The organism is Corallococcus exercitus, assembly GCF_003611585.1.
Classification (GTDB): domain Bacteria; phylum Myxococcota; class Myxococcia; order Myxococcales; family Myxococcaceae; genus Corallococcus; species Corallococcus exercitus.
This window is the reverse complement of the sequence record NZ_RAVW01000040.1, coordinates 1-26,241: the sequence shown is the minus strand read 5'-3', so window position 1 is coordinate 26,241 and position 26,241 is coordinate 1. Positions and strand designations below refer to the sequence as shown.

12 protein-coding genes are annotated in these 26,241 nt (G+C 72.8%); 2 read left to right on the top strand and 10 right to left on the bottom strand.

From position 1 onward, the window contains the following. Nucleotides 1-24 precede the first annotated feature (24 nt). From D7W79_RS07930 to D7W79_RS07900, 7 genes are all read right to left on the bottom strand, one after another. Complete coding sequence (locus tag D7W79_RS07930) at nt 25-4,635, bottom strand: hypothetical protein (protein WP_147441841.1); 4,611 nt, start codon at nt 4,633-4,635, stop codon at nt 25-27. A 62-nt stretch (nt 4,636-4,697) separates the two neighbouring features. After that, nucleotides 4,698-9,737 carry a hypothetical protein gene (locus tag D7W79_RS07925; protein WP_147441840.1) on the bottom strand — a complete coding sequence of 1,680 codons (5,040 nt, stop codon included), beginning with the start codon at nt 9,735-9,737 and terminating at the stop codon, nt 4,698-4,700. Between the two features lie 6 nt (nt 9,738-9,743). Then, nucleotides 9,744-10,634: a hypothetical protein gene (locus tag D7W79_RS07920; RefSeq protein WP_147441839.1), complete on the bottom strand. Its 891-nt coding sequence runs from the start codon at nt 10,632-10,634 to the stop codon at nt 9,744-9,746. Between the two features lie 188 nt (nt 10,635-10,822). Further along, nucleotides 10,823-13,450 carry a hypothetical protein gene (locus D7W79_RS07915; RefSeq protein ID WP_120524728.1) on the bottom strand — a complete coding sequence of 876 codons (2,628 nt, stop codon included), beginning with the start codon at nt 13,448-13,450 and terminating at the stop codon, nt 10,823-10,825. After that, nucleotides 13,447-16,632, bottom strand: a complete 3,186-nt coding sequence (locus tag D7W79_RS07910) for a poly-gamma-glutamate biosynthesis protein PgsC/CapC (protein WP_120524727.1) — start codon at nt 16,630-16,632, stop codon at nt 13,447-13,449. The genes D7W79_RS07915 and D7W79_RS07910 overlap by 4 nt, the downstream gene beginning before the upstream one ends. A gap of 270 nt (nt 16,633-16,902) precedes the next feature. Beyond that, complete coding sequence (locus D7W79_RS07905; protein ID WP_147441838.1) at nt 16,903-18,165, bottom strand: hypothetical protein; 1,263 nt, start codon at nt 18,163-18,165, stop codon at nt 16,903-16,905. A 108-nt stretch (nt 18,166-18,273) separates the two neighbouring features. Further along, entirely contained in the window at nt 18,274-20,040 is a 1,767-nt protein-coding gene (locus D7W79_RS07900) for a S53 family peptidase (protein ID WP_120524725.1), read from the bottom strand. A gap of 171 nt (nt 20,041-20,211) precedes the next feature. Between D7W79_RS07900 and D7W79_RS07895 the strand changes: the two genes are divergently transcribed. After that, nucleotides 20,212-20,961 carry a HEAT repeat domain-containing protein gene (locus tag D7W79_RS07895; protein ID WP_120524724.1) on the top strand — a complete coding sequence of 250 codons (750 nt, stop codon included), beginning with the start codon at nt 20,212-20,214 and terminating at the stop codon, nt 20,959-20,961. Further along, complete coding sequence (locus D7W79_RS07890) at nt 20,958-21,695, top strand: HAMP domain-containing protein (protein WP_120524723.1); 738 nt, start codon at nt 20,958-20,960, stop codon at nt 21,693-21,695. The genes D7W79_RS07895 and D7W79_RS07890 overlap by 4 nt, the downstream gene beginning before the upstream one ends. A 165-nt stretch (nt 21,696-21,860) precedes the next feature. On the opposite strand, the gene D7W79_RS07885 is transcribed toward D7W79_RS07890, so the two are convergent. From D7W79_RS07885 to D7W79_RS07875, 3 genes are all read right to left on the bottom strand, one after another. After that, nucleotides 21,861-24,791, bottom strand: coding sequence for a helicase C-terminal domain-containing protein (locus D7W79_RS07885; protein ID WP_120524722.1), 2,931 nt, complete (start codon nt 24,789-24,791; stop codon nt 21,861-21,863). Between the two features lie 70 nt (nt 24,792-24,861). Continuing rightward, the gene (locus tag D7W79_RS07880; RefSeq protein WP_120524721.1) at nt 24,862-25,284 is read right to left on the bottom strand and encodes a cupredoxin domain-containing protein; all 423 of its coding nucleotides are present in this window, start codon (nt 25,282-25,284) and stop codon (nt 24,862-24,864) included. Nucleotides 25,285-25,363: 79 nt separating this feature from the next. Next, nucleotides 25,364-26,241 (bottom strand): hypothetical protein (locus tag D7W79_RS07875; protein WP_244221646.1); only part of this gene is annotated, 878 nt, incomplete at its 5' end.

The following is a 26,241-nucleotide window of genomic DNA, read 5'->3' as shown; positions in this document are numbered from 1 at the left end:
CTCGGGTCTCGTGCTCGGTGGGACTCAGGACAGCGGCTCGCCTGCGTCATCCACCGCCGACTCAGCGGCAGGGACCTCCGGGCCCTGCTTCTTCAGTGGCTCGTCACGCAGCAGCACGGGCCCCTCGCCCTTCGTCAGCGCGTTGGTGTCCATGGGGACGTGGTGCACCGTCACCGGGACCTTCGTGCTGGGGAGCTCCACCGTCGTCTTGAACACTGCCTCCGCCGGCGCCTCCGCCACGACGGGCACGGGTGCCTCCACCACCGGCGCCAGCCGCTTCGGCTGCTTCTTGAGGCCGCGGAAGAGCCAGCCGCCCTTCTGGCGCTCGTACAGCTTGCGCGTCTCCACCGCCGCCCGCGCGTGCGACACGCGGCCCGTCTCCAGGTCCTCCAACAACATCTCGCTCAGCCGCCGGCGCGTCACGCTGTCCAGGTAGTCGAACACCTTCTCCAGCTTGCGCACCACCACCTGCGTCGCGCCGCCCGCCGCCGTGTGCGTCAGCGCGTTGATCTTCAGCTCGTGCCTCGCCCGGGCGCGCTCCGCCAGCTTGCGCAGCCGGTCCGCTTCGTCCGGCGACGCGGCCTTGCTGACCAGCCCCGGCAGCACCGTGCGCGCCAGGCCCGCGTCCACGAAGCCCGAGTCGTCGAACGTCTCGAGCGACTCCAGCGCCCGCCGCCGCGCCTCCACCGACGTGCCCTCCAGCGCCTTCAGCGCCGTCGTCACGCGGTCCAGCGCCATCCAGCGGTACACCCAGTCCAGGCCCGTGCCCTTGATGTTCTGCGCGCCCATGATGCTCACCTGCATCCCGGGCGGCACCGCGCGGGCGCACGCGTCCACCACCTGGTCGCCCGTCGCCTGCGAGTCGGACACCGGCACCAGCTGCTCCAGCATCATGGCCTTGTAGGCCTCACGGAACTTCCCGTGGAACGCCTTCACGCGCCCCTGCGCATCCGCTTCACCCCGGGGCAAGAGCGCCTTCAGCCGCGCGTGCACCGCCATGCGCGCCAGCAGGTACAGCGCGTGCTCGCGCACCTCGTCCTTCGTCGCGGCCGTCAGCACCTCCGGCAGCGCCTGCGGCTGCGCGCGCGACACCGGTGACAGCGCCTCGTCGAGGAGCGGGCCCACCTCGCGCTCCAGCGCGCGGCGGAGCTTCTCCACGCCCACGTCGTCGTCGCCGCCCTCCAGCGCCTTGCCCACCGCCGCCGTCAGCGCCAGCGTCGCCGTGGCCTGGAGTCCCGCGCCGGCCGCGTACCGCTCCAGCCGGTCCATGAACGTCGCCATCGTGGGACGCGGCACCTTCAGCTTCGCCAGCTCCCTCGCGAGCCGCGCCTCCGCGCGGGCCTGCCCCTCGGGGCTCGAGACCTCCTCCGCCGCGACGACCTCCGTGCTCAAGAGGTGCTTGTCCAACGCGTCGCGCACGTACTTCTGGAGGCCCTCCAGGTTCGTGCCGATGAGCACGTGCCGGTCCGCGGGCGCGTCCTCCACCATGATGCGCGCGAAGACCTCCGAGCGGGACACGCGGTCCCAGCGGTTGTTGATGACCGTGATGACCGCGCGCTCCGGGTTCGCGTCCGGATCCACGTCCCCCAGGCCCGTGCGGATCCAGTTGTTCATGAAGCCCGTGCGCTCGTTCGCCGAGTGCCCGTTGATGAACTGGAGCTGCCGCCCGCGCACCTTCGCCGGCGGGAAGACCTTCAACACGCCGATTTCGGGCTGCACGTGCTCGGCCATCAGCGCCAGCGCGTACGGCCGCGACACGCCGAGCTGCTCGGCCAGCGTGGCCACCAGCGCCATGTTGCGCGGGTGCTCGCGGTAGGGGAACAGCGCGAGGAACTCCTCCGGGATGAGCTCCGCCTCCCACCACGCGCTGTGCAGCAGCGTCGTGTCCTTCTCCTTCGCCGCCTGCTTGAAGAGCGGCAGGAAGTGGTCCTCCGTCGTCACCACCCGGCCGCCCTTGGGCATGAAGTTGGTGATGACCGACGCGACGTTGATGCCCGCCGGGCCCTGGATGTCCTCATGGTCCGGATAGGCGTTGGTCAGCGTGGCGAAGTCGTCCTTCATCCAGTCGTTCTGGAGCAGCTCGACGAAGTTGGGCTGCAGCGCCATGCACTCCCAGAGGAAGACCTCCGTGCCCAGGCGCGCGCCCAGCTCCACCATGTCCTTCTGCTCCCAGATGGTGGCCTTGTCGTAGGGGCGGAAGATGAAGAACTCGGACGGCCCGGCGCCCGGGGCGCTGTGCACGAACATGGCCTCCGAGCCCGTCGTCTTCGCGAAGACCTCGAAGCCCATGCCGGAGAAGAGCGCCGCCTTCAGGCGCTCCGTGCCGGACTTGCCGCGCGTGCCCCAGCCGCCGATGACCAGCGGGATCTTCTCCCGCGACTTGCGCACGTTCTGGCGCTTCACGTACGTGTCGCCCAGGAAGATGGAGAAGAGCGCCGCGGTGAAGAGACCCAGCGCCGCGATGCCGTTGCCTCCCATCCCCAGGAAGTAGCCCTCGTTCTCCATGATGCGCTCGGTGAGGAGCGCCAGGAACCCGCTCTGCAGGCCCAGCAGCGCGGGCGTGTGCAGCGTGGACGGCGGCTTCGGCGCGGCCTCCGGCTCGTGGAAGAGCGTGGCGAGCGGCGAAGGGACCTGCTTGTTCTGACCGTAGGGCGTGAAGCGCACCTGGACGCCCAGGTCCTTCTCCACGTGCTCCACGAAGCGGCGGCGCTCGCGGGGCTCCTCGCCTCCCAGCGAGTCCAGCCGCAGCGTCGCGAGCCGCCGGTAGTCCTTCGACACCTTCATGCGATTCGTCAGCCGGCGCAGGCGCGAGGCGGGCGGCACCAGCACCGTCTCGCCGTGGCTGCTGAACAGGTGGACCTTGCCGTCCTTCGACAGCGGCATGTCCAGGAGGTCGTCCACGGTGGGCAGGTGGCGGCCCCAGCTGCCCTGGCTCGCCACGTGGACGCGCTCGCCGGGGACCAGGGTCTCCGTGATTTCATCCAGGTGGCCCGGATGCGCGCGCAGCGTGCCGGACATCACGCGGCCGGTGGTGTGCAGGAACGCCTGGCGCTTGTTCGGCGCGGGGCGGCCCAGCTCGTGCCACATGCGCCACAGGCGGCGCTCCTGCCGGTCGCCGTGCCACAGCGTCAGCGTCTTGTCCGTGCGCTCCGCGTACAGGCCGTGCCCGTCCTGCGACAGGTCCGCGAGGATGGCGCCCAGCCACGCGGGGCCCTCCGGCATCGGCGGCAGGTTCTCCGGCGCGGGCTGGAGCGGGATGCGCGTGCGGCTGCCCGGGCGGAGCTTGGAGACGCGGCCGGCGAGGAACGCCGTCCATGCCTGGCGCACCGGGTCCTTCACCCGGCGCAGCACCTGCGCGGCGGCGGCGGCGGCCTCCACCACCGGGCCCGAGGACTCCGGCTGCGTCGTCAGTGACTCCACCGCGTCCAGCAGCGCCGCGTGCGCGGGGCCCAGGCCGGCGGCCCCCAGCGCTTCCGCCAGCGCGGCGGCGCGCTCGCACGACACGCGCAGCACGAGCGGCGCGGTGTCACGGCCGAGCACGTCCACCAGTACCTGGAGGGCAGGGCCCTTCACCTTCGGCGACGCGAGCGCCGCGTCCACCGCGGCCAGCACGGCGGCGGTGCGCACGCGCGGGCTCGGCTCCGACAGGCCCTGTCCCGCGACGGCGGGCATCGACTCCAGGCCCGCAAGACGGCGCAGCAGGGACTGTCCGTCCGGACGCTGCGCGATGAGGGCGCACAGGCCCATGCGCACGTACTCGCTGGGGTCGTGGTGCGCGACCTCGGTGAGCAGCGGCAGGCGGTGCTCTTCCGACAGCAGCGGCGCGCACTGCTCCAGCACCTGGCGGCGGAAGAGGAAGTCCTTCTCCGACGGGGCGTTCGCGCGCAGCCGCTGGCGCAGCAGGGCCAGGCCCGTCAGCGCGTCCACGGTGAGCAGCGCGCGCAGGGCCTCCGCCTGGAAGAACGGGCTCACGTCCTCCTGGCCCGCGAGGCTCGTCAGCGTGGGGCCCACCTCGGGCAGCGACGCGGCGACGCCCGGCACGGCTTGCGCCAGCTGCCGGAAGGCCTCCAGCGCGGCGAAGCGGTTCTGCGCGCGGGGCGCGTCCACGGCGCGGTCCAGCAGCTGCCTCGCCAGCGGCACGGCGGCGGGCTGGAGCTCCTCGGGGTGGGCCGTGGTCAGCACGCCCGTCAGCGCGCGCAGCGCTGTCTCTTCCTCGATCAGCAGCTTGTGGCGGCGCTTCTCCTGCCGCTCGCGCAGGGCGTCGAAGCCCATCCACCGGTCCAGGGCGCGCAGGTCCTCCTTGCGGTCCTTGCGGTCCTTCACCGTGGCCTTGAGGTGATCCACCAGCACCTGGCGGCGGGCGGCGTCATCCACCGCCTCGTTGTGCTGGCGGGTGAACTGGACGATCTCCGCGTGGATCGCGGCCAGCTCCGTCTCCAGGGCCTCCAGGGCCACGCCCAGCCACGGGGCCAGCCCTTCCAGGCCAGCGGGGCGAGGGCAGCTTTCCACCAGCCGCTGGGCCAGGACTTCGACCGAGGCCCCCCGCACACGGCGGTGCAGGGGGGGCAGGGCTTCCAGCAGCTGGGATTCGAGAGTTTCGTTCGCCGGGTGCATGTCGCGGCCAGAGCTATTCATCGCTTGAGAAACCTGCCCGGCCCCCCCAGGCACGCGTTCGGATCAGGACAGCTCACGACTCCTCAGGGCTGCAAACGTTGTTCATCGAGCAGCTCTTCGAACTCCTCCTCGGTGGGCGTGACGTCCTGCAGCCCACGTCCACCCGACCAATCCCACCGCGCTCCGAGTGAAAAGACGTTCTGCGTGCCGTACGGGCCGGAGAGGAACGCGCGGTCTTCCGCGAAGAGCATGAGGCGGTTGCCGCCCTTGCCCATCCACACGTTCCAGTCCAGGCGGCCCGACACGCGGTGGCGCAGGTACGCCGTGGCGCGGTGATCATCCTGGAAGCGCTGCGAGGCGCCGTAGCCCAGCTCCACGCGCGTGCCCTGGAGCTTGCCGCCCAGGAGCGCCGCCCAGCTCGCGTAGGCGCCCGCGTTGTCCACCGTGTAGATGTTCGCGTTGCTCACCGCGGACATGCCCAGCGTGGCCACGTGGTCCTGGAACGGCTGCCAGCGCAGGGACAGCCGGGGCGACACGCGCACCGGGTGGTCCTTGCCGTAGAGCCAGTAGACGTTCTGGTCGTAGCGGCTGGCCTCCACCGCGCTGCCGCCCTGCATGGACTCCAGCGTCAGGCCCAGGCCGGGGATGAGGCCCACGTCCGGGGACAGGCGCAGGTAGCGGTCCGCCGCGATGCGGCCTCGCGCGCTCCAGCGCATGGCGCCGTCGATGGTCTGCGAGAACACGCTGCCCTGCATGGACAGGCGCAGGTCGCCGGGGAGCTGGTTCACGTACCCGGCCACGGTGCCGCCGAGCACGGCGGTCTGGTTGAGCGGGTAGCGCGCCTCGGGCGTGAAGCGCAGCCACGCGCGGCCCGGGGACAGCTCGCGGCGCAGGGACAGGCGGACCTCCAGGCCCGTCTGGAGCGGGCGGTTGAGCAGCTCGCCTTCCTCCACGTCCTCGCTGCGGTAGCCCATCTCCGCGGACACCATGCCCAGGCCGCCGGTGCGCGCCTCGGGGGGCATGCCCTCCGGCAGCAGCGACAGGCTGGGCGGCAGCGCGGGCCAGGGCAGGGGCTCCAGGCCAGTGGTGCCCTGGGCCCACGACGGGGCCGCGAGGGCGCTCGGATCCGAGGCGACACCCAGTTGCACCTGCACCAGGGCTTCACCCGCGGGCGACTCCAGGCTCACGCGGTGCGGACCGCGCGAGGGCAGCAGCAGCCACGTCTCACCCATGCGGCCCAGCGGCTGGGACGCGCCCTGGAGGCCGGGGTCGGCGTCCGCGGGCAGGCCCAGGTGCATGAGCGGGCCTTCCTCCGCGCTGGAGCCGCCGGTGCCGTCACCCGAGGGCAGCGGCGTGCTGCGCAGGAGCAGCTCGCGGCCCGACGAGGGGGCCAGGGCGGTGGCGCGCACGCGCAGGGCGGTGGGGCCCAGCACGGTCATCACTACCGGCGCACCCGGACGGCTGCGCAGCAGGGAAAGCGGCTGCGGAGCGGCCATGACGTGGGCGTCGGCGCTGGCTTCCTCGGACTCCACGAAGCGCACCAGGCCGGTCTGCTGCGTGTCGGCGCGCGCCATCACGACTTCCACCTGGTGGCGGCCGGGGACATCCAGGCGCGTGCCCAGGATGGCGGTCTCGCCCTCGGCGACCTTCAGCTCGCGCACCACGCGGCCATCCACGCGGAGCGCGAAGGCGCAGGTGCCGGCGGCGTCCACGCCCGGACGCGGGGTGGTGCCGCAGAGGACCTCGGCGCCCAGGGGGCGGGGCTGCTTCACCACCAGGCTCATCACGCGCGAAGCACCGGCGGGCAGCAGCTTCGCCTCGGACAGCTTCCACGGCGGCGCGAGCAGCGCCTTGCGCACGGACATGGCGACGTCCTCGTCGTCCGTGCCGGCCTCCGACGTGGCCACGAGCAAGCCCGCGGTCTCTTCCGCGTCGCGCAGGCCTTCCCAGCGGGTCCAGCGGCCCGCGATGAAGCGCATGCGGCGCACGTCCGGATGATCCGCCCAGGCCTGGAGCTGGCCCGCGAGCGCGGCACCGAGCGGCGCACCGCCGTCCTTCCACGCCTGCGGCGAGTCCTGCAGCCGCTCCAGCATGCCGAGCGCTTCCAGGCCCACCTGCGGCAGGCCCGTCTCGCGGTACAGCGCGGCCATGGCCAGCGCGCCCGCCGCGTCCTCACCGGAGGCCGACAGCAGCCGGGCGCGCAGGTAGCGGCCCTGAAGGCTCTTGTCGCTCGACACCGCCGCGAGTGCCGCATCCGCGTGGCCCTCGCGCACCTGGGCGCGGAGCGCGCCGAGCGTCGTGTCGCCCGCAGTCGCCGAGCCGCTGGTGGCCGCGAGCTTCGCCCCGTCCGTGTCCAGCGCCGGGAAGGCGGGGGACACCAGCGTGGGCTGCGTGATGGCCTGCGCGAAGCGCACCGTGCGCGGGGACGCCTGCGACAGGCGGTCCATCAGCGCGAGCAGGCGCCGCTGCTGCTCCGGCGTCAGCTTCGCCTGCGCGTCCAGCAGCCGGCCCACGTCCGCGCGGGCGAAGCCGTCCTCCTGCAACGACGAGAGCAGCTCGGCGCGCGCGAGGCGCGGCTCCACCTCATCGGGCTCCGTGCGCAGCGTGCGCGAGAGCGCCTGGAGCGACTCGTACGCCGTGCCGGCCTGCGGTTGCTGCGGCGGGGCAGGTGACTCCTCGTGCGTGGCCACCTCCGCGCGGCGCACCGCCAGCGAGACGGCGAGCTGGACCTTCGGATCCTCGGGCTCGAACCACACCTCGCGCGCCTGCGCGGGCAGCGTCACCACCGCGGACACCGGCGCGGACGACGTGCCCTTCGCGCCTTCCAGTGCGACGTGGTTCGGGCTGGCGGCACCCGGCATCAGCACCAGCCGGCGCGGATGGCCCACGTCGGTGTTCATGCGCACGACGATCGGCTTGCCCGCTTCGGCACCCAGCGGACGGAACTGCACGCGCACGGGAGAGGGCAGCTTCGCGTCCGGCACCCGGAAGCGCACGGCCTTCTTGTCCACCTTCACCGGCCACTGCGAGCGCACGTAGCCCACTTCGCCCGGCGCGCCCTCCGTCTTCACAGGCGCGAGCGACAGGAACGCGCGCGTCCCCTCCGCGCCCTCCAGCTTCAGGGCGTGCTCGCCCGGAGGCAGGGCAATCTCCACCGGCTCCACCGCCGACAGCGGCAGCAGCGGGAAGGTGTTGCTCCCCACGCGCAGCACCGGGTTCGCCTTCGCGCCCGGCGGCGTCATCACGTAGGCGCGCAGCAGGGTGGGGGCCTCCGCGAGCCCCGTGGCCTGCACGCGCGTGGTGCCGCCCGCGGCCAGCGGCCACAGCGCGCTGCCCACCATGGACGCATCAGCCTCCATGCCCTGGAGGTCCAGCCACTGCGAGGCCTTCACCTCGGTTCCATCTTCACGCGGCGCGGGCGCGACCTGCGACCAGCGGCTCGCGCGCCACCACGCGGCGCGGTAACCGCGGCGGATGTCCTCCGACAGCGGCTCCGCTCGCCACGCCAGCTCCAGCGCGGCCAGCTCGCGGCTGCGCAGCGGGTCTCCCAGCGGCAGGCGGGCCACCAGCTCCGACGCCTCGGCGGTGAGGAAGCCCGCGTCCGGCAGCGCGGGCGCGGTGCCCAGGAGCGCGTGCGCGACGTCCGGCTTGCCCGAGTCCAACAGCTTCTTCGCGGTGAGCAGCCGCAGGTGCCACGCGAGCGGTGACGCGTCCGTGCTCTTCAGCGTCTCCACCGCGACGTCCGTGTCGCCGTCACCCAGGGCGGCCATCGCGCGCAGGAGCGGCGGCAGGCCCTCCGTCTTGATCCGTCCGTACGTGCCGCGCGCCAGGTCCGGCATCAGCGTCACCAGCCGCTGACGCAGCAGCGACGGACGCGCGGCGGTGTCCTGCTTCACCACCTCCCACGCCTTCTCCGCCAGCTCCGTCCAGTGCGTCTGGTGCGACAGCGCCTCGGACAGCGTGGGGCGGCGCGTGGCGATGCGTGCACGCACCATGGGCGCGGGGCCCTTCCAGCTCACGCGGTAGTTGTGCTTGCCCGGAGGCAGCGCCACGCGCAGCTCCTCCACGATGCCCACGCGCTCACCCGACGCGAGCACCCGCGCGGTGCGCCCGTCCGGCAGCGCGGCACCCTCGGGCGCCTCCGCCCACGCCGGCTGCGGCGTGAGCTGCGCCTGCGCGAGCACCCCGCCCACGCCGTAGACCTCCACCGTCGGTGCCTCGGCGGGCGCGCCATTGCCCAGCACGGCGCGCGCCTCCAGCGAGAACACGCCCGGGCCTTCCAGCTCCAGCGCCCAGACCGAGCCCTTCACGTCGGGCCGGATCCACGGCGCGTCCATGCCCTCCAGCACCACCTCCGTGCCGGCAGGACGCGGACGCTCCACGCGCACCGCCTGGCCGTAGAGGGGCGACACCAGCGCCCACTCGCGCAGCGCCGCGGCCTTGCGCCAGTCGCGCACCGCGGTCCGGAAGGGCGAGGACGCGGGCTCGTCCTTCACGAGCTCCGCCTCCAGCGCCGCGTCCACGTCCAGCCGCGCGCGCGTGGCCGCGTCGAACGCGAGCGCCGGACGCGGGCCCTTGCCGTCCACCCACTTGAGGATGGCGTCGCGCATCCGCTCCTCGGTGCGCGCCGTGGACGTGTGCGTCGGGCGCTCCACCACGATGCGGGCGTTCTTCGTCGCCGTGACCCACCAGATGCTGCCGGCGCCCATGGGCTCCGCCAGGTACCAGCGGCCCGGACGCTCCGACACGCCCTCTTCCTCCACGCGCAGCTCGGGCGCTTCGGCGCCCTCCGACAGCGGCACGCGGGTGAAGCGCAGCGCTCCAGCGGGGCCGGTGACGCGCACGACGTCCAGCGGGCCCAGCCACACGGCGGCGCCCTTCTGCGCGGTGACTTCCATGGCGCCCGTCACCTGGGGGACGCCGGAAGGCACGTAGGGCGCGTGGCCCCGCAGGTCCTCCAGCGCCACCGGGCCGCGGATGGCGCGCGGCTGCCACGTCATGCCCTCTTCGCTGCGGGCGATGACGGACGGCTGGGAAACGGCGGGCTGCGCGATGACGGGCAGCGCCGCGAGCGCTCCCACGAGCAGGGTGGTGTAACGGGCGCGGCGTCGAACAGGAAACATCGGCGCTCAGTCCTCCAAGGGTGCGAACAGAATCTGGGCCAGCCGGTCCAGACGCGCCGGGGTCGCCAGCGCTTTGCGCGTACGGGATGACATTTCCAGGTGCAGGAAGCGGGCGAGCGGGTAGGCCTGGAGCAGTCGGGCCTGCGCGTTCTGTGTTCCACCGAGCACCTGCACCCCGTCCGGGAACAGCTTCACTCCGGGGCCGAGCGACTCCTCCAGCGGTGCGGACACCTTCCGGGCCCACCTGCCGGGCTTGCGCGTCCCGTCGCTCACCACGGCCGCGAGCATCTCCGTGCGGCCCTTCTGGACCTTGGACTCGCCGAAGCCGTGCAGCTGCACCACGCGCGGGGCGGTGAGCTGACGCGCGGCCAGGTCGGTCACGGTCTGGAAGAGGTGCTCCGGGTTGTGCGCGACGTCGGCCGGATGCTCGGGGTCCTCGGGCGTCTCACCGGGCGCGCCCTTGTAGCGGTGCGCGGTGGCGGTCATGAACAGGCGCGGCGCGCGGCCCTCCGGCGGGCACGAGAAGAGGCTGGCGCCGATGTCCTCCGTGCCGATGTCGAAGTAGGGGTGGGGCACCTGCACCACGTCGTCGGTGGCCTCGCCCGTGCGGATCACATACGCGCCCGCGCCGTGGAGGTTGTCCGGGCGCTCGCGCAGGACCCAGAAGGTGTCGCGCGGCGTGGTCCACGTCTCCAGGAAGAAGCCCGCGGACGCGGCGACGTTCGTCAGCTCCGGAGGCACGTCCTTCTGCTTGGGCGCTGCGGCCAGCAGCGCGGGGATGAGCTTGGAGACCGCGGCCCGCTCCTCCAGCGTGGTGGGCTGGAACGTTACGGCGTCCAGGCGGGGCCACAGCCCGGAGAAGCGCGCGTCCACGCGGCACCCTGAATGCTCGGGCACGTTCACGGATGGATCCTCCTGCGGCACTCGCTCCGGAGGAGGCCGCGTAGTGGGCTTCGCGCGCATACCCCCCTGGGGAGCGTCCTGCTTCTGGGCCGTCTGCGCGTGGGCGCTCATGGCGGCCCCCAGCACGGACACGACTCCCGCGGCCACGAGCGGGCGCCACGACCCGGTCTTCCCGGGGGACTTCACAACATGTCCTCGTCGGGCTGCCAGCCGCCCCGGTTCCACATGCGCGGCGCGGTGTTCTCCGCCGACTGGCCGAACATGAAGAACCGCGCCCACATGGGCTCGGAGCCCAGCGCCTGGATGCGCACGGTGTGCACGCCCGGCGCGATGTCCTCGCCCAGCGTCACCGGCACCGTGCGCGCGTACCACTTCACGCCCGGACGGCCCGCCGGCATGGCCGGGTCGCGCTCGGAGGCCGGCAGCGCCACCGTGCGCTCGGCGCGGGTGACGTGCGGCACCAGCACGCTGGCGCGACGCACCGGGTTGCCGCCATCCACCGTCACGGACAGCTGGGGCTCCGTCGCGCCCTCCGCCACCGGCGTGTAGACGACCACGTTGAGCGTCACGGCACCCGGACCCGTCTTGCGCACCGGCACGCGCAGGCCACCCTGGCCCACCGGATACACCGTGCGCGAGCGCAGACCGCTGCCCGTCGCTGGAGGCCGGTTGAGCATCGCCGTCAGGCCCGGCGCCGTGGAGCGCAGCAGCACCTCGTGCTCGCCCGGAGGCAGCGGAGGCAGCAGCTCCCGCGCCCGCGTGGAGCGCACGGTGAAGCGGTGCAGGGGCTCGCCGTCGAGCAGCACCTCCACCTCGTTGCCCAGCGCCGCCGCGTCCTTCAGCGACAGGCGGACCTCCGGACGGGTGGGCGTGCGCGCATCGAAGCGCGCCCGCACCGCGCGGCCCGGCTCCAGCACCGTGGACAGCGCCTTCACCATGTCCGCCGTGTCCGCCTGCGCGGACTCCAGCACCTCCACCACCGAGGGCGAACCGTAGGGGCGCACCACCATCGCGTCACCCGACGGCGGAGGCGTCTCCTCCTCCGGACCCACGGGCTCCAGGCGCACCTGGCTGAGCAGCTCCAGGCGGGCGCCCGCCTGCATCAGCGCGGTCAGGTTCGCCGGACGCATCGGGTGCCACGCGCGAGCATCCACGGGCGCGTTGCGCCAGCGCACGGCGGTGAGCGCGTCGTTCGTGTACGGCGCCATCGCCGTCAGGGCCTGACCGCTGGAGAGGAAGCTGTAGAGCTGCACGATGGTCGCGCGCGGCGCCTCCACGCGCAGCTTGCGAGCCCCCATTGGCAGGAACACCCGAGCGCTCGCCGTGCCCGACACCCAGGCCGGCAGGTCCGTGACTTCACCCGTGCCCGCGTCCTGGCCCACCTGCGCCATCGGCGTGCACGGCAGCGCGCCCCCGGGCAGCGGCGCCAGGGCCGCGCTCTCGAACGGCGCGGGCTCCGGCGTGGCGTCCAGCGAGGCCTGACCCAGCGGCTGTCCCTGGCCATCCAGCACCGTGAGGCTCAGGTGCAGCGGCTCGTGCGACGGCGCGCGGTCCAGCGAGCGCGCGTCGATGCGCACCAGCCGCCCCACCGCGTCCATGCGCGGATCGATGTCCAGCTCCAGCACCGGGCACGCCGGGCCGGTGGCGAACGCCTCCGTGCGGCGCGTGTCCGGCAGGAAGGCCACGCGGCCCTCCGACGCGACACCGGGCGAGGGACGCGACTCGGCGGGCAGCAGCCACGACTCGAACGGGCCCTCCACCGTGTAGCGCAGGTCCTCCTGGCCGTCGTTGCGCACCATCACCGTGTGCACGCCCTCCGGCAGCTCCAGCGGATGCGACATGGGCGAGCCCGCCACGGGGCCCGGCAGCTCCAGCGTGTGGGCCGTGCCGTCGGTGGACAGCGTCTGCACCGTCACGGGCCCGTGCGGCTGCGCCTTCGCGTCCGTCGCGTCGCTCCACAGCCACAGCACCGGCTTCGCGGGCCCGGTGACGTTGAGGGCCACGGCGCGGCCGGCGCCCAGGCGCTCCTGCACGGACTCGGTGGCCTCCACCAGCGGCAGCCGGTAGGCGGTGCGGTAGACGGGCTCAATCTGGTAGTCGGTGCCCGCCTCGCCCTCCGCGTTGAGGCGCTCCCAGTGCTCCTCCGCCAGCCAGCGGCGCGTGTCGACGGAGAGCTTCTCGAAGGGCTCGAAGGTGGCGCGGCCGGCGCGCACCTCCGCGCGGGCCAGGGCCAGCTTCTGCGACGCGAGCAGCGGCAGCGTGCGGTGCGCGCGGACGTAGACGCGCGCCAGCAGCGTGTCGTTCGTGCCCGCGGGCCGCAGGTAGAGCACGGAGTAGTCCGGCCGCTCCTTGGGCAGGCGCAGCACGAACTCGCGCTCGTCAGTCACCTGCTGATCCGCGTGCGTCGTGAAGGCGCTCTCCTCCAGGAACGTGCCGTCCTCCTGCGGCTGGCCCTTGCTCTGGCGCGTGCGCGTGAAGATGGCGCGCTCCAGCAGGACGCCGTCCGGTCCGCGCAGGATGGCCTTGAGGCCGTACTGGTATTGCTTCTCCGGCGCGTAGGGCGTGCCGTCGGGGAGCAGCTCGTGCGTGACGATGAGCAGTTCCTCCGCGTCGGCGGGGACGCGCACGCGCATCTCCCGGCCCGGCTCCAGGCTGTAGAAGATGAGGCGCTCGGCGTTGACGAACTTCGCGTCGCGCCGCGCGGTGGGCGTATCGGTGTTGCCCAGCACGGCGAGGCTCGCGCCCCAGATGAGGGCCAGGCCCACCATCAGGCCAAGGAGCGCCACGAGGGCGCGGCTGCGGGTCTTCATCGACGTGCCTCTTCGCGGGAGACTTCCCCGGTCAACACCACCGGCCGGCGGTGTCGCAGCGCCAGGTCCACCGTGCTCGCGAGCTCCGCGTCACCCGCGGTCAGCTCCGCGCGCTTCGCCGGCGACGGGTGCTGCTGAAGGAAATAGACGGCGCGCAGCACCTGCTTGCCCTGCCGCGCTTCCACCAGGAGGAAGGGCAGGCCGTACTCGGCGCTGAAGCCGGACTTCACCTGACGCGTCACGTTGCCCACGCGCTTCGTCTGCGCCAGCGCGCGCAGGTCGTGCACGTTCTGCTGCGCGACGTAGCGCTCCGCGCTGGCGGTCAGCTCCGCGAAGTGCTCCTTCAGCGCGGAGGACACCGGCTGCGTGGGCGCCACCAGCCGGTCCGCCAGCAGCGCGCGCTCGGGAGACTCGCGCGACTCCTCGGGCGTCAGGCCCGTGATGGCCAGCTCCTCCGCCGCCAGCCGTGGGCCCACGAAGGCGCCGCGCAGCGGCTCGGACAGCCACAGCGTGGCCAGCCGCGCCCCGCCGAAGGTGCGGGAGAAGACCTGCTGCGGGCTCGCGTCGTTGAGGCCCGTCAGCTCCGGAGAGCCGTCGTGGTAGCGCACGCGCTGCCCCAGCCAGCCCAGCGGGCCTTCCTGCGACAGGAGCTTCTCCAGGTCCGCCGGCCGCTGCGCCGGGGTGAGCACCGGGCTGCCCACGTCCACCAGCACGTCCGCGTCCACGGAGGGCCGGCCGGAGAAGCCGCGCAGGTGCAGCACCCAGCCCTGCTCCTTCGGCAGCGCGCGGTGCACCGCCTGGTGGAACGCCTGGAAGCTCGTCCGCAACTCACCGAAGGTGGCCGGGTGGGGCATGTCGCCCGAAGCGGTGGCGAACACCATCGCGGTGGCCCGCGACTCGTGGAACACCTCGGCGGCCACCGGCAGCGTGCCCGCCTCGCGGGCCGGTGACGGCACCTCCAGCGCGAGCGGCGAGCCGCCCGGCCGCACCATCAGCCCCGCGCCCAGCCGGCCCGGCGTGCCTTCCGCGTCCGTCACCCACCAGCATCCGGTCGCCGCGCCCGCGCACTCCGTCACCGGGTGTACCCGCAGGCCCATGAGCGCCGCCATGGCGCCGGCCCAGCGCGTGCGCAGCTCCTGCGGCACGTCCGCCGTCCCGCCGCCCAACAGCGGCGAGGCCACCTGCTGCTCCAGCACCAGCAGCTCCGCGTCCGAAGGCTGCACCGCCGGCACGCGCGCCATCTCCGGCGTCACCATCAGCGTGCCCAGCGCGTCGCGCTCCGTCATCGGCTCGGCCAGCGCCTGGGCCTGCTTCAGCACCAGCGAGGCCAGGTCGAAGGCGCCCGCGCGCAGCACGCTCACGCGCGACTCACCCCAGTTGCCACCGGGCTCCGGCGGCGGCTCGGCCGTCACCTTCGCGCCCGGCCACAGCGCGTCCAGGCCCTGCGGTGCCTTGCCACCCGGCGTGTGCAGCACCACCTGGCCCGGCTTCAGCGAAGGGTCCACGCGCAGCTGCACCCTCTCCCGCGACGACAGCGCGTCGTGGGCGTGGCGCAGCGGCGTCTCCGACTGCGCCAGCGCGTCGCCCAGCACCAGGCCCGCGCGGTGGGAATCCACGCCGCTCACGATGATGGCGCGGCAGTTCACGCGCTCGCACAGGAGCGCGGCGGCCTCGGCGCTCGGCGCCTCCGTCAGCGGACGCGGCACCTCCAGCACGGGGCCCTGCGCGCCGGGCACGAGCAGCGCCGTGTCCCAGCCCGCCTTGCCGTCGCCCTCCACGCGTTCCACCAGCGCGAAGCGCGCGGGCACGCCGTCCTGCTTCGGCAACTCCCGGAGCTCCAGCCCCAGCGCCACCGCCTGCGTGCGCAGCGAGGACGCCGTCTCCGCGCGGCCCGTCTCCAGCCACGCGTCCAGTCCGTTCCACAGCCCGGTGTACGCGCGCAGGTCGCCGTGCTTCAGCCGCAGCGAGCCGCCCACGTCGCTCTCACGCGCGGTGGCGCGGCCCATCACCATCAGGCCCAGCGGAGACTGGTCCAGGCCCAGCCCCGGCACGTGCTCGTGCGGCGCCTCCGCGGTGAGCGCGGTGGCGGGACGCGGTTCGATGAGCGACAGCCCGAAGCCCGCGAGGCTGCCGATGAGGAAGCCCGCCAGCGACGTGTGCAGCGTGGGCAGCAGCACGCGCGCAATCACCTGCTTCTGGAGCATCTTCACCGCCAGCAGCGTGGGCACCAGGTAGCCGAAGCCGAACAGGTCCGTGACCTTCAGGCCCGGGACGCGAGCGCCCATGACCCAGCCGACGGTCCACTTCACGAGGAAGCCCAGGCAGAAGACGAGCACCGTCTTGCGAGGGCCCTCCAGGTTGAGCGTGCGCAGCCCCGGCACCGACAGCACCGCCTTCGCGGCCAGCACCAGCAGCAGCACCTCCGCCATCGTGGCCACGAGCTTCAGGGGCTCCAGCCACGTGAGCGCCAGCAGCGCGGGCACGAGGATGCCGTTGAAGTCCCAGCCGTACTTGAGGTTGAAGCGCGCGGCGAGGAACGCCGTCGTCAGCAGGATGATGTAGGCCTTGGGGCTGGACAGGAAGTCCTGCGCCACGTCCTCGTACATCAGCTCCAGGCTGGAGAAGGACAGGTTGGTGCCGGGCAGCAGCACGAAGCGGAGGATGAGGTACGTGAGCGCCACCGGCACGAACACCTGCCACAGCCCGCGGCGCAGCTTCAGCTTCCAGAAGGCGTTCGCGGTGAGCGGCACCAGCACCAGGCCGATGCTGTGCAGGCTTCGGTCGACGATGAAGGACGTGCCCCACCGCTCGTCCATCCAGTGGCCCAGGACGGGCAGGAGCCACGTCTCGCTGACGGCGCGCACCACCACGCTGGCGAGCACCACGGCGAAGAATCGGTCGCGGCCGAAGAACTCGCTCCAGGCCCCCGTGCGGGACAGTCCGCTGGAGAACGCGAGCGCCAGGCCGTAGGTGAGCAGCGACTCGGCCACCACGGTGCAGCCCGCCTCCGGGTGGATGACGAACACCGAGGCCAGGTAGCCAGGAACGACGAGGCCCACGAAGACCCAACCGAGCGTCTCCGTGAGGAGCGCCAGGATGAGTACGCCCACGAGCACCGCCACCAGGATGGAGGTGTCGAGGGAGTAAGCCGGAAAGAGTGTCAGGGTCGAAAGGAGCGGCATTGGTGGCCGCTCGAATCTAGGGAGGCTCCCGTCCCCGACCAGGGTTGCCCCTCTCAGGGGGTGAGAAGCGTCCGCTGTCCAACCGATGTTCCGGGCCTCCAGTCCCGCTGAATGCCCAACCCCGGACAGTGGAGGTGACCCCTTGGACCGGATCAGCCGGTGCGCTTCACGCGAGGCAAGGCCGGGCTGAACCCCGGGTGTGGCTGCCTCCAGCGTGATGCGTCACGGTCCCCTGGCCGCATGGGCGCAGCCAGGGGGCCGGATGTGGCCTTACGGACAGTCCTGCGCGGCCACCACGGCCTGGCAGCCCAGGCCGGAGCCGGTGAGCGTGCAGGGCACGGTGTCCGCGAGCGCCTGGATGACCGCCTTGGACGACGCGCCGGTGCCGCGCAGCGTGGCGGACTGCTCCAGGTGGACGAAGCGGTCCGACGCGGCGGCGGCCTCCGTGAAGCAGGCGTCCGCGGCGCCGTTGTCGATGCGGCCCTGCACGTTGCTGGTGCCGCACAGGTCGCGGTGCTTGCCCGAGTCATCCGCCGCGTTGCAGGAGAACGCCTTCTTCGTGCCCACCAGGTGGGTGTTGAGCGCGTCGCGCAGGCGGTTGGAGAGCGCCTCCGGCCGCGGCGCGCTGGTGCCGTCGCTCACCACGGCGGCCTCGGGGCCGTCGCCCGCGTCCATGCCGTGGATGCTGGCGGCGATGGCGTCCGGGTAGGTGGCGCGCAGCGCGCGGTGCGCGGCGGTGAAGAAGGTGTTGCCGTAGTGCGCGGCGTCGGAGATGCGCAGGCCCTTCGTGCCGCACACGCTGGTGGTGCCGCTGCACGGGCTGGCGGTGGTGACGGCGCAGCGGTTGCTGCCGGTGATGAGCAGCGCGCGCGCGCCCAGCGTCACCAATTGCGTGGCCGTCTGGCGCAGCGTGCCCTCGTCGGAGTCCGCGTGCGGCGCCTCCAGCCACAGGTCGCGCGCGGGGAACAGGTTGATGATGAACGTGCCGCCGCCGCGCGACAGCAGCCCCTGCTCGCGCACCACCAGCCAGCCGCCACCCGTGGCGTTGCGGAAGGTGCTCACGCCGTAGCCCATCCCCGCCAGGTCCTGCATCACCTGCGCGGTGGGACCTTCGGTGAGCAGCGCGCGGAAGGCGCCCTCGAACGCGGCCAGCTCCGTGCCGCCCGGCTCCTTGAAGCCGCCGCTGTTGGCCGCGGTGATGGGCGCCGTCTGGAGCCACGTCGTCAGGTCGCCCGTCAGGCTGGCCAGCGAGCTGAGCGGCGCGCACACGCTCGCGGACGGATCCGGCGTGGTGGCGACCGGCTGCTCGGCCGTGGGCGTCTCCGTGTCGGTGGGCGTCGGCGTGGTGGGCACCTGGCCCACGTCCTCGCTAGGAGTGGTGGGCGAGGCGGGAGCCTGGGCCACGCTCCCGGGAGCGCTGATGGAAGAGGGGTTCTCCGCCACGGCATCGCTCGGTCCAGCGACGGCATTGCTGCAAGCGGCTGCGAGGAGCAGGAGGCAGGAAAGGGACGTGCGCAGGGGGGACAAAGACATGGTCCTGTCCCGAACAGCATGCCCTGCGCATGCATTCGCATCCCGTCAATCGGGGATGACAACCGGAGCGGCGCCCGCCTGCCCGTCCGCTCTATGTCGCCTGCCTGCTCAGGGCAGCGTCTGCAGCAGTCCCTCCGCGCTCGGCGCGCCCCAGCCGGTGGGGATGTCCCAGCCCGGTCCGGCTTCGTACTGACGGTCGGTGACTCCCACGGTGATGTCGCGGAAGCTCTTCTGCACGTTCGGCAGCGTGTAGAGCTGCGAGTTGAGCCAGCCCACCGGCGGCTTCGCCTCTTCGGACCGCGCGCCGTTCACCACCGCGATAAGGCCCGCGAAGATGGGCGACGCGAAGGACGTGCCGGTGTTGGGCGTGGTGACGCCCAGCCACGTGTACCAGTAGCCGGTGTCCGCGTTGAGCGCGACGTCCACCACCGCGCGCTTGGCGGGCAGCGGGACGAGGCCCTTCTGCCACTCCGGCGTGGTGAAGGAGCGGCTGATGCCGGAGCCGGAGTAGTACCAGGCCGTCTCGCCCGTCACCGTCATGCCGTTCATCTTCAGTTGCGTGCCGCCCACGGCGGTGACGTAGGGGCTGGAGCCCGGCGTGTCCACGCCCGCGGAGTCGCCGCTCGCGGCGGCCACGGTGATGCCCAGCGCGGCGGCCATCATCCCGGAGGCGCTGTACTGCTCATGCACCGCGCGCGGCTCGGAGTCCTCGCGGTGCGCGAAGGACGTGGTGATGACGGACACCTCGCCCCGGCCAATGGCCTCGTTGAAGGTGAAGAGCATGGACGAATTGCGCGCGTCCGGGCCCATGTAGACGATGACCTCCGACTTGGGCGCCATCGCCGCGGCCCACTCGATGTCCAGCGTGCCCTCGCGGTAGCGCGTGACGGGCGGCTCCATCGTCTGGACGACCTTGGGGTCCTCGCGCTGGATGTCCCACATCTTCCAGAAGGCGCGCACGTCCTTCCACCGGAAGCCGGCGCCAATCACCACGCCCAGCTTCGTACCCTGGCCGTGGTGGCCCTGGGCGTAGAGCGAGTCCACGCCGTACGCGCGCGCCACCTGCTGCGGCGTGAGGCCCTTGTTGATGGGGTCCGGCTTGTCCGTGGACGGCTGGCCGAACTCGCCGGGCATCGGCCCCGTCTCCGCCGGCAGGTCCAGTGCGACGATGGCGTGGATGCGCTGCTGCACGAACGTGGGCGCCTTGATGCCCTCCGTGAGGCCGTAGACGTCGTGCGGATCATTGCCGCCCTGGGGCGACTTGCGCTCCAGGACGCGCAGCTTCACGCCGAACGCCTTGTTGAACTGGCCCACCGTCCCCACGAACTGCACCAGCAGCCGGTTGGTGGCGACGTAGGGCACCTGCATGCCCTCGGACTTCAGCCAGTCCGTGACGATGGTGACGTCCTTCTGCGTGGGGGCGTGCTTCGCCATCCACTCGGCCTGCGTCATGTACTGGCGGAAGCCGGAGCCGCCCGGCTTGTAGATGTCGTGGATGCGCTGCTCGAGCGCGCGCTCGTCACGGATGGGGAAGGACACGAGCCCGCGGATGAGGTCCGTCTCCGGTGCCTCGCCCTTGTCCGTGTAGACGCCCGGCAGCGGTCCGGGGACGCCGTCCGTCGTCGGGATGGGGGTGGGATCCAGCACCTCCTCTTCCGGATCCGGCGGAGGCGGGTCCACCACCTCCGGCACCGGTGGCGGCTTGCCGGGCGGCGGCTGTGTGGCTTCGGAGTCGGGAAGGGTGGGCGTGGACTCCACCGGCGTCGGCCCGGGAGGCCGCGGCTTGCCCACCGACGTCAGACGGTCCGAGTCACGGCAACCGCCCAGCCAACCCGCCAGCAGCAGAACACCCGTCAGGATGACTCCGCGTTTCATTGCTCCCCCAGCCCACGGTGACCCGCCTCGGGTCCGCCGCACCCCAGCCGTCCTCCCCCCTGGAGGACGTCGCCCATTGTGCGCCTGCAAGGTGTGCGCGATTGCCCTGAGAGGCAACTGTCATGGACAGGTAAATCGCGGCTACACTGTTGGCACTTCTTTGCCCATCCCATGCGGCTGCCGACAGCACTCCTGCTCCTCTTCTTCCTGCTGCCGAGCGCTGCGCTGGCGCAGGGGGACACGCGCATCACCTTCCTGGGTCGTCAGTTGGAGAAGGGAAGGGATCCGCGTGCACGCTCACAAGCCGCGCTCGTGTTGGGCGCCACCGAGGATCCGGAGGCGGTGCCGCCGCTGTGCGGCGCCCTCAAGGACCCCAGCGAGCTGGTGCGCGCGGCGGTGGCCAAGGGCCTGGGCGCCCTGCTGGAGCCGGGCGGGCTCGACTGCCTCCAGGCGGTGAAGGGGGAGGCGGACGCCACGGTGCAGGCGGCGGTGGCGGAGTCCATCAAGGCCATCAAGGCGTACCAGGCGCGCCGGCCGCGCTTCTACCTGTCGCTGGACGCGCTGAAGGACAAGACGGGCAGCGTGCCCGCGGACCTGGTGAAGGTGACGGAGGCGCGCCTTCGCTCCAAGCTGGTGCGCCGGGGCGCGCTGATGGCGCCGGAGAAGGAGTCCAAGACGGCGGCGAAGGGCGCGCTCAAGAAGCTGGGCGTGCACGGCTACCGCATCACGGCGGAGATCCAGGCCACGGACAGCGGAGGGCTGCGCCTGGCCATCCTGTGCATGACGTACCCGGAGCAGTCCCTGATGGGGCAGGTGGAAGTGAACGCCGCGGGGGCTCCGCCCGCGGACCTGTTGAAGGCCCTCATCCCCCGGGCTATCGACGAAGCCGCCGCGACCTTCGACTGGAGCAGCGAGACATGACGACGACCACGGCCCCGGCCCCGACGACGAAGCGCCGCTGGCGCAACTTCCTGCTCGACGCGCCCTTCCAGCTGAAGCTCACCGCGTACATCGTCGGCGTGTCGCTGGTGCTGGCGGCGCTCTTGGGCATCTTCCTGGTGCGCGCGGCGAACTCGCTGATGCACGAGACGGCGACGGCGGTGGACGCCCGCTCGCGCGCGGCGGAGGTGAGCCGCGAATTGTCCGGGGCCACGCTCTCCAACGAGCTGATGGCCCACATGAACGACCCGGCGTTCGAGAAGCAGTTCCGGGAGCAGGCGCAGGCCATCGACGCCAGCTACGAGGCGGAGCGCACGGCCATCGTCGCGCAGCGCGCGGAGCTGGAGCGCCACCAGCACCTGACGTGGTGGGTGCTGGGCGGCTGCATGCTGTCGTTCATCGTCGTGGTGGCGCTGGCCACCATCGTGGTGACGCACCGGATGGCGGGTCCGCTCTTCCGCATCAAGCGCATGATGCGCGAGGTGGCCGAAGGCCGCCTGCGTCCGCCGCAGCATGGCCTGCGCGAAGGCGACGAGCTGCAAGACGTCTTCGAGGCCGCGCGGGACATGACCCAGCGGCTGCGCACGCAGCAGGAAGAGGACGCGCGCGTGGTGGCGGAGGCCCTGGCCCAGGCACGCACGAGCGGCGCCACGGGCCCCTGGGTGGACGAACTGAGCGCCCTGGAAGCGCGCTACCGCGAGCGGCTGGCGCGGTAGGGCGGGGCAGGCGCCTCGCTTCCCTGAGCGAGGCGCCTGCTTGAAGCGCGCGCCCCGCGAGCAACGGGCGTGGTAGCGCAGGGCAGTGCCTGCTTGAAGCGCGCGACCCATGAGCAACGGGAGCGGCATCGCAGGGCGGGGCCTTGCTTCACCGCGCAGGGCGCCTCACACCCGCGCGGTGTCCGCGGTGAGCCCCATCTGCATCAGCTCCGAGTGCAGCAGCAGCCGCGCCTGGGCCCATGGCAGCGCGACGACGCGGTAGCCCGCGAGCGCCTGGAGCAGCATGGGCCGGTAGCTGGCGTGTCCGGGGTCGGCGACCACGACGATGCCCCGGTCCGTGGTGGAGCGGATCAGCCGCCCGACGCCCTGGCGCAGGAGCAGCAACGCGCGCGGCAGCCGGTACTGGAGGAAGCCCAGGTACTCGTTGCCCGCCTTCGCCAGCGGCTCCTCGCGCGCGGCCACCAGCGGCCGTGACGCCGGCTCCAGGGGCAGCTTGTCGATGAAGACACACCCCACGCCGCGCCCGGGGATGTCCACGCCCTGCCAGAAGCTCTTGGTGCCCAGCAGCACCGTGCCCGTGTCGCGCTCCTGCCGCGCCGCCAGCGAACGGCCGTGCCCGCGCGACTGGCGCAGCACCTCGATGCCGTGCGGCTCCAGCCGCGCCTGCACCTCGCGCGACACGCGCTCCAGCCGCCGCGTGGAGGCGAACAGGCCCAGCACCCGTCCGCCCATCACCTGCGCCAGCCCGGAGATGCGCCCGGAGGCCCAGTCGATGAATGGCTCCTCGTGCGCTCGCGGCGCGTCCGTCACGAGCACCACCAGCGCCTGCTGTCCCAGGTGGAAGGGCGAAGGTGCACGCAAGATGGGCGGCCTCAGCCCCAGCCGCTTCAGCACGAAGGGCACGCCGTCCCCGGTGCCCAGCGTGGCGGACGCCATCACCAGCGCGCGCTTGTTCGCGGCGAAGTCCTTCGCCACGGCCTCGGACACGTCCACCGGCTGCGCGCCCACGCTCCAGCGGCCCTTGCGAGGCTCCGCCCGCGCCGCGTAGCAGCGCTTCGCATCCGGCTCACCGGCCAGCTCTCCCGCGAGCACCGACAGCTCGCCCAGCTCCGTGGTGGCCCCGGCCAGCTCCCGCTCCAGCGACGGCTGCTTCACCGCCAGCTCCGGCAGCGCGGCCAGCACGCGCACAGCCAGGAGCGTGTGCACCCGCTGCAGCGCCGTGCGCACCGCGACCAGCCCCTCGCGCACGGGCTCCCAGGCGGGCAGGGCGCGCACCGCGTCCGTCACCCGCAGCTCCGGCGCGTAGGCCGCGTCGTCCGCGTCCTCGCCGGGCATCGCGGACGCGGGCTCGCACAGGGCCGTCACCTGCTCGCCCAGCACGCGCGCCTCCTGGAGCAGCGTGCGCAGGGAGTCGTCCACCTCGGACATCAGCACGCGGGACTCATCCCGGCGCGTGGCCGCGAGCGCGCGGCGCAGCTCCGCGAAGAGGCCCCGGCGCCCGTCGCGTCCGTGCAGCCGCTCCGTGAGGCGCAGGAAGGCCAGGTCCGACAACTCCACCGTGAGCGCGGTGGTGGCCACGTCCTCCAGCTCGTGCGCCTCGTCCAGCACCAGGTGGTCCAGGCGCCCGTAGCGCGCGGGCCACGCGAACGCGAGCGACTGGTTGATGACCAGCACGTCCGCCTCGCGCGCCTGCGCCACCGCCGAATGGTAGAAGCACTTGTGGTGATGCGGGCACCGCTCGCCCAGCGTCGTCGCCGCCTCGGAGCGCACCGACGGCACCAGTCCGTGCATCCCCGGGAAGCGCTCGCGGAACCAGTGGCTCAGCCGGTCCAGGTCTCCGTCCATGCTGCGCCGCAGGTACGCGCGCACGTAGGCCCGGGGCGCCCGCGCGGCGTGGTTCATCCCCGGCTCCACGCGCGTGGCCTCCAGCGCGCGGCGGCGGCACAGGTAGTTCGTCTGTCCCTTGAGCAGCGCGTAGCCGAACGCGCCGCCCGTGGCCTGGTGCAGCCGGGGCAGGTCCTTCTCCAGGAGCTGGTCCTGGAGCGTCTTCGTGTGCGGCGCCACGCCGACCTTCAGCCCGTTGCGAGCAGCGAACAGCGCCGCGGGCGTGAGGTACGCCAGCGACTTGCCCGTGCCCGTGCCGGCCTCCACCGCCACCTGCCCGCCGTCCGACAGCGTGCGCGCCACCGCGTGCGCCATCTCCAGCTGCGCGGGCCGGGACAGGAACCCGCCCCCGCGCTCCAGCGCGCCGCCGGGTCCCAGCACCTGGGACACCTCTTCCGGCCGCACCGGCAGCGGCGTCGCGTCCAGCTCCGGCTCCGGGGGAGGCCTGCCGCCATTCGCGCGCTTGCGCTCCGGCCGCGCGCGCAGGAAGCCGCCCGTGGCCTCCAGGCCCAGCGGCACCGGCGTGGCCCGGCACGCCTCCCACAGCCGCGACAGCAATCCCAGCAGGGGCCGCGCCTCCGCGTCCGCCGCCAGGTCGCGGGCGTCCTCCTCCGTCAGGGCATCCAGCAGCGGCGTGGGCCCCAGCGCCGCGCGGGCCCTGGGGTCCATCGTGGCCAGCAGGTCCGCCACGTCCTCCGCGCGCCCGTCCCGCACGCAGCCATCCAGCGCGTGCACCAGCACCGCGTGCACCGCCACGCAGTCGTGGAGCGCGCGGTGCGGCTGCTGCGAGCCCAGCTTCGCCCACCGCATCAGCGACTCCAGCGAGTGGCTGGGCAACTCCGGGTGCAGGTAGTGCATGAGCTCGCACGAGTCGAGCACCGGCACGCCCCCGAGCACGTCCGGCAGGAAGCCCTTCTCGAACGGGGCGTTGTGCGCCACCACCGTCCAGCCCTTCAGCCGCTCCCGAAGCTCCGCGCGCTCCACGTCGAAGCGGGGCTGGCCGGAGAGCTGCGCGTCGGAGAGGCCGGTGAGCCGGCGGATGGTGAGGTTCAGCGGGCGCGACGCGGAGTACAGGCGGGAGAAGCGGTCCACCTCCCGGCCGTCCTCGAAGAAGAGGCAGCCCACCTCGATGACCTCATCCACGCGGGGGTCGAGCCCCGTCGTTTCGAGGTCCAGGAAGACGTGCCGGGTGAAGAGCTCCGAGCTGCCCATGCAGGGCGTCGAGCCTACCCGGCCGGGCGGACATCGCCAGTTAACGGGCGGCTATCCCCCCGCGCGGGCTTCAGTCCACCACGAACGTGCCGGCGATCATCTTCCCCATCGCGCAGCCGTACTTCAGCGTCCCGGACTGGTTGGGCGTGAAGGTGATGTCCACCGGCGTGTTCAGGGGCAGCTTCGTGTCGATCTTGTACTCGTCCATGACGAGCTCGGTGGCGCACGTCAGGTCCGTCTTGCGCGTCACCACCAGCTTCACCGGCTCGCCCTTCTTGAGCTGCACCGGCGAGGGCTCGAAGCCCTTCTCCGTGACGGCCAGGTCCACCACGTGCACGCCGTTCTCCCGCCGTCCCACCTCCTGCGCACCCGTCGCGCCCGGCTCCTTCGCGGAGGACTCCTTGGAGCACGCCTGCTGCGACGCGCCCGCGAGGACCGCCGCCGCGGTGAGCGCGAGCCAGGGCTTGATGATGCGGGAGAAGAAGGGGCGCATGGATGGGGCTCCGGGAGGAAGAAGGGCGGCCCGCCGTGAAGGCAGGGCCGCCCGGAAGTAACGGCACCGCGCGCCGTTTTCAGCTCGCGGCGTCGGGCTTCGAATCGTCCGCGTCGTCGTCGGAGGCGTCGTCGGCCGGGGCCGGGGGCGCCTCGAAGCGCAAGAGCGCGTGCAGCGGGACGAACAGCTCGTGCCCCGGCTCACCCAGCAGCACGTCGAAGCGGCCCACGCGCAACAGCGGCGCCTCCACGGTGATGCCATTGCGCAGCACCAGCTTCACCGTCTGCCCGATGTGCGGCAGGAACGGCCGGGGGTCCGAGTAGGGACGCTTGTCCGGCTGCCGCGCCACCTGCGCCGGCTTCTGCGTGAGCTTCGCGTCGCGCTCCAGGTTCGGCATCAGCCGCTCCCAGTCACCCCTGCGCGCGATGAGCACCACCTGGAGCTTCTCCAGCCGGCCCGTGCGCTCGAAGGTGAAGGCGATGGCCTCCTCCGACAGCAGCGTGTCCAGCAGCGACCGCTCCGCCAGCACCACGGACAGCTCGGTCTTCTGCTCGATGAACGCGCCCAGGAAGTCCGCGACGAGCGCGTTGTCCACCTGGCCGCGCGCCTGCTTGATGGCCGCCTTGCGCTGGCTGCGCTCCTTGCGCGCCATGAACTCCTGCACCGTCAGGCCGCTCTGGAGGATGCCGAACGCGTCCCCCAACGACAGGCCCGGCGTCTGGCCCATGAGCTCGTAGACCTGGTCGAAGCGCTTCGCCTCCTCGGCGTGCAGCTTGCGCCAGATGCGCGCCTTCATCTTGCCTTCCAGCTCACCCTTGGCGATGCGCGCCGGCACGTGCTCGCGCGTGGCCAGCGCCAGGATCTGCTCCGGCGTGGGCGGCGGACGCGGCGTGCTGGGGCGCGGCCCGAAGCGGCCCGGAGGCCCGCCCGCGCGCGGAGGCCCACCCATCCCGGGAC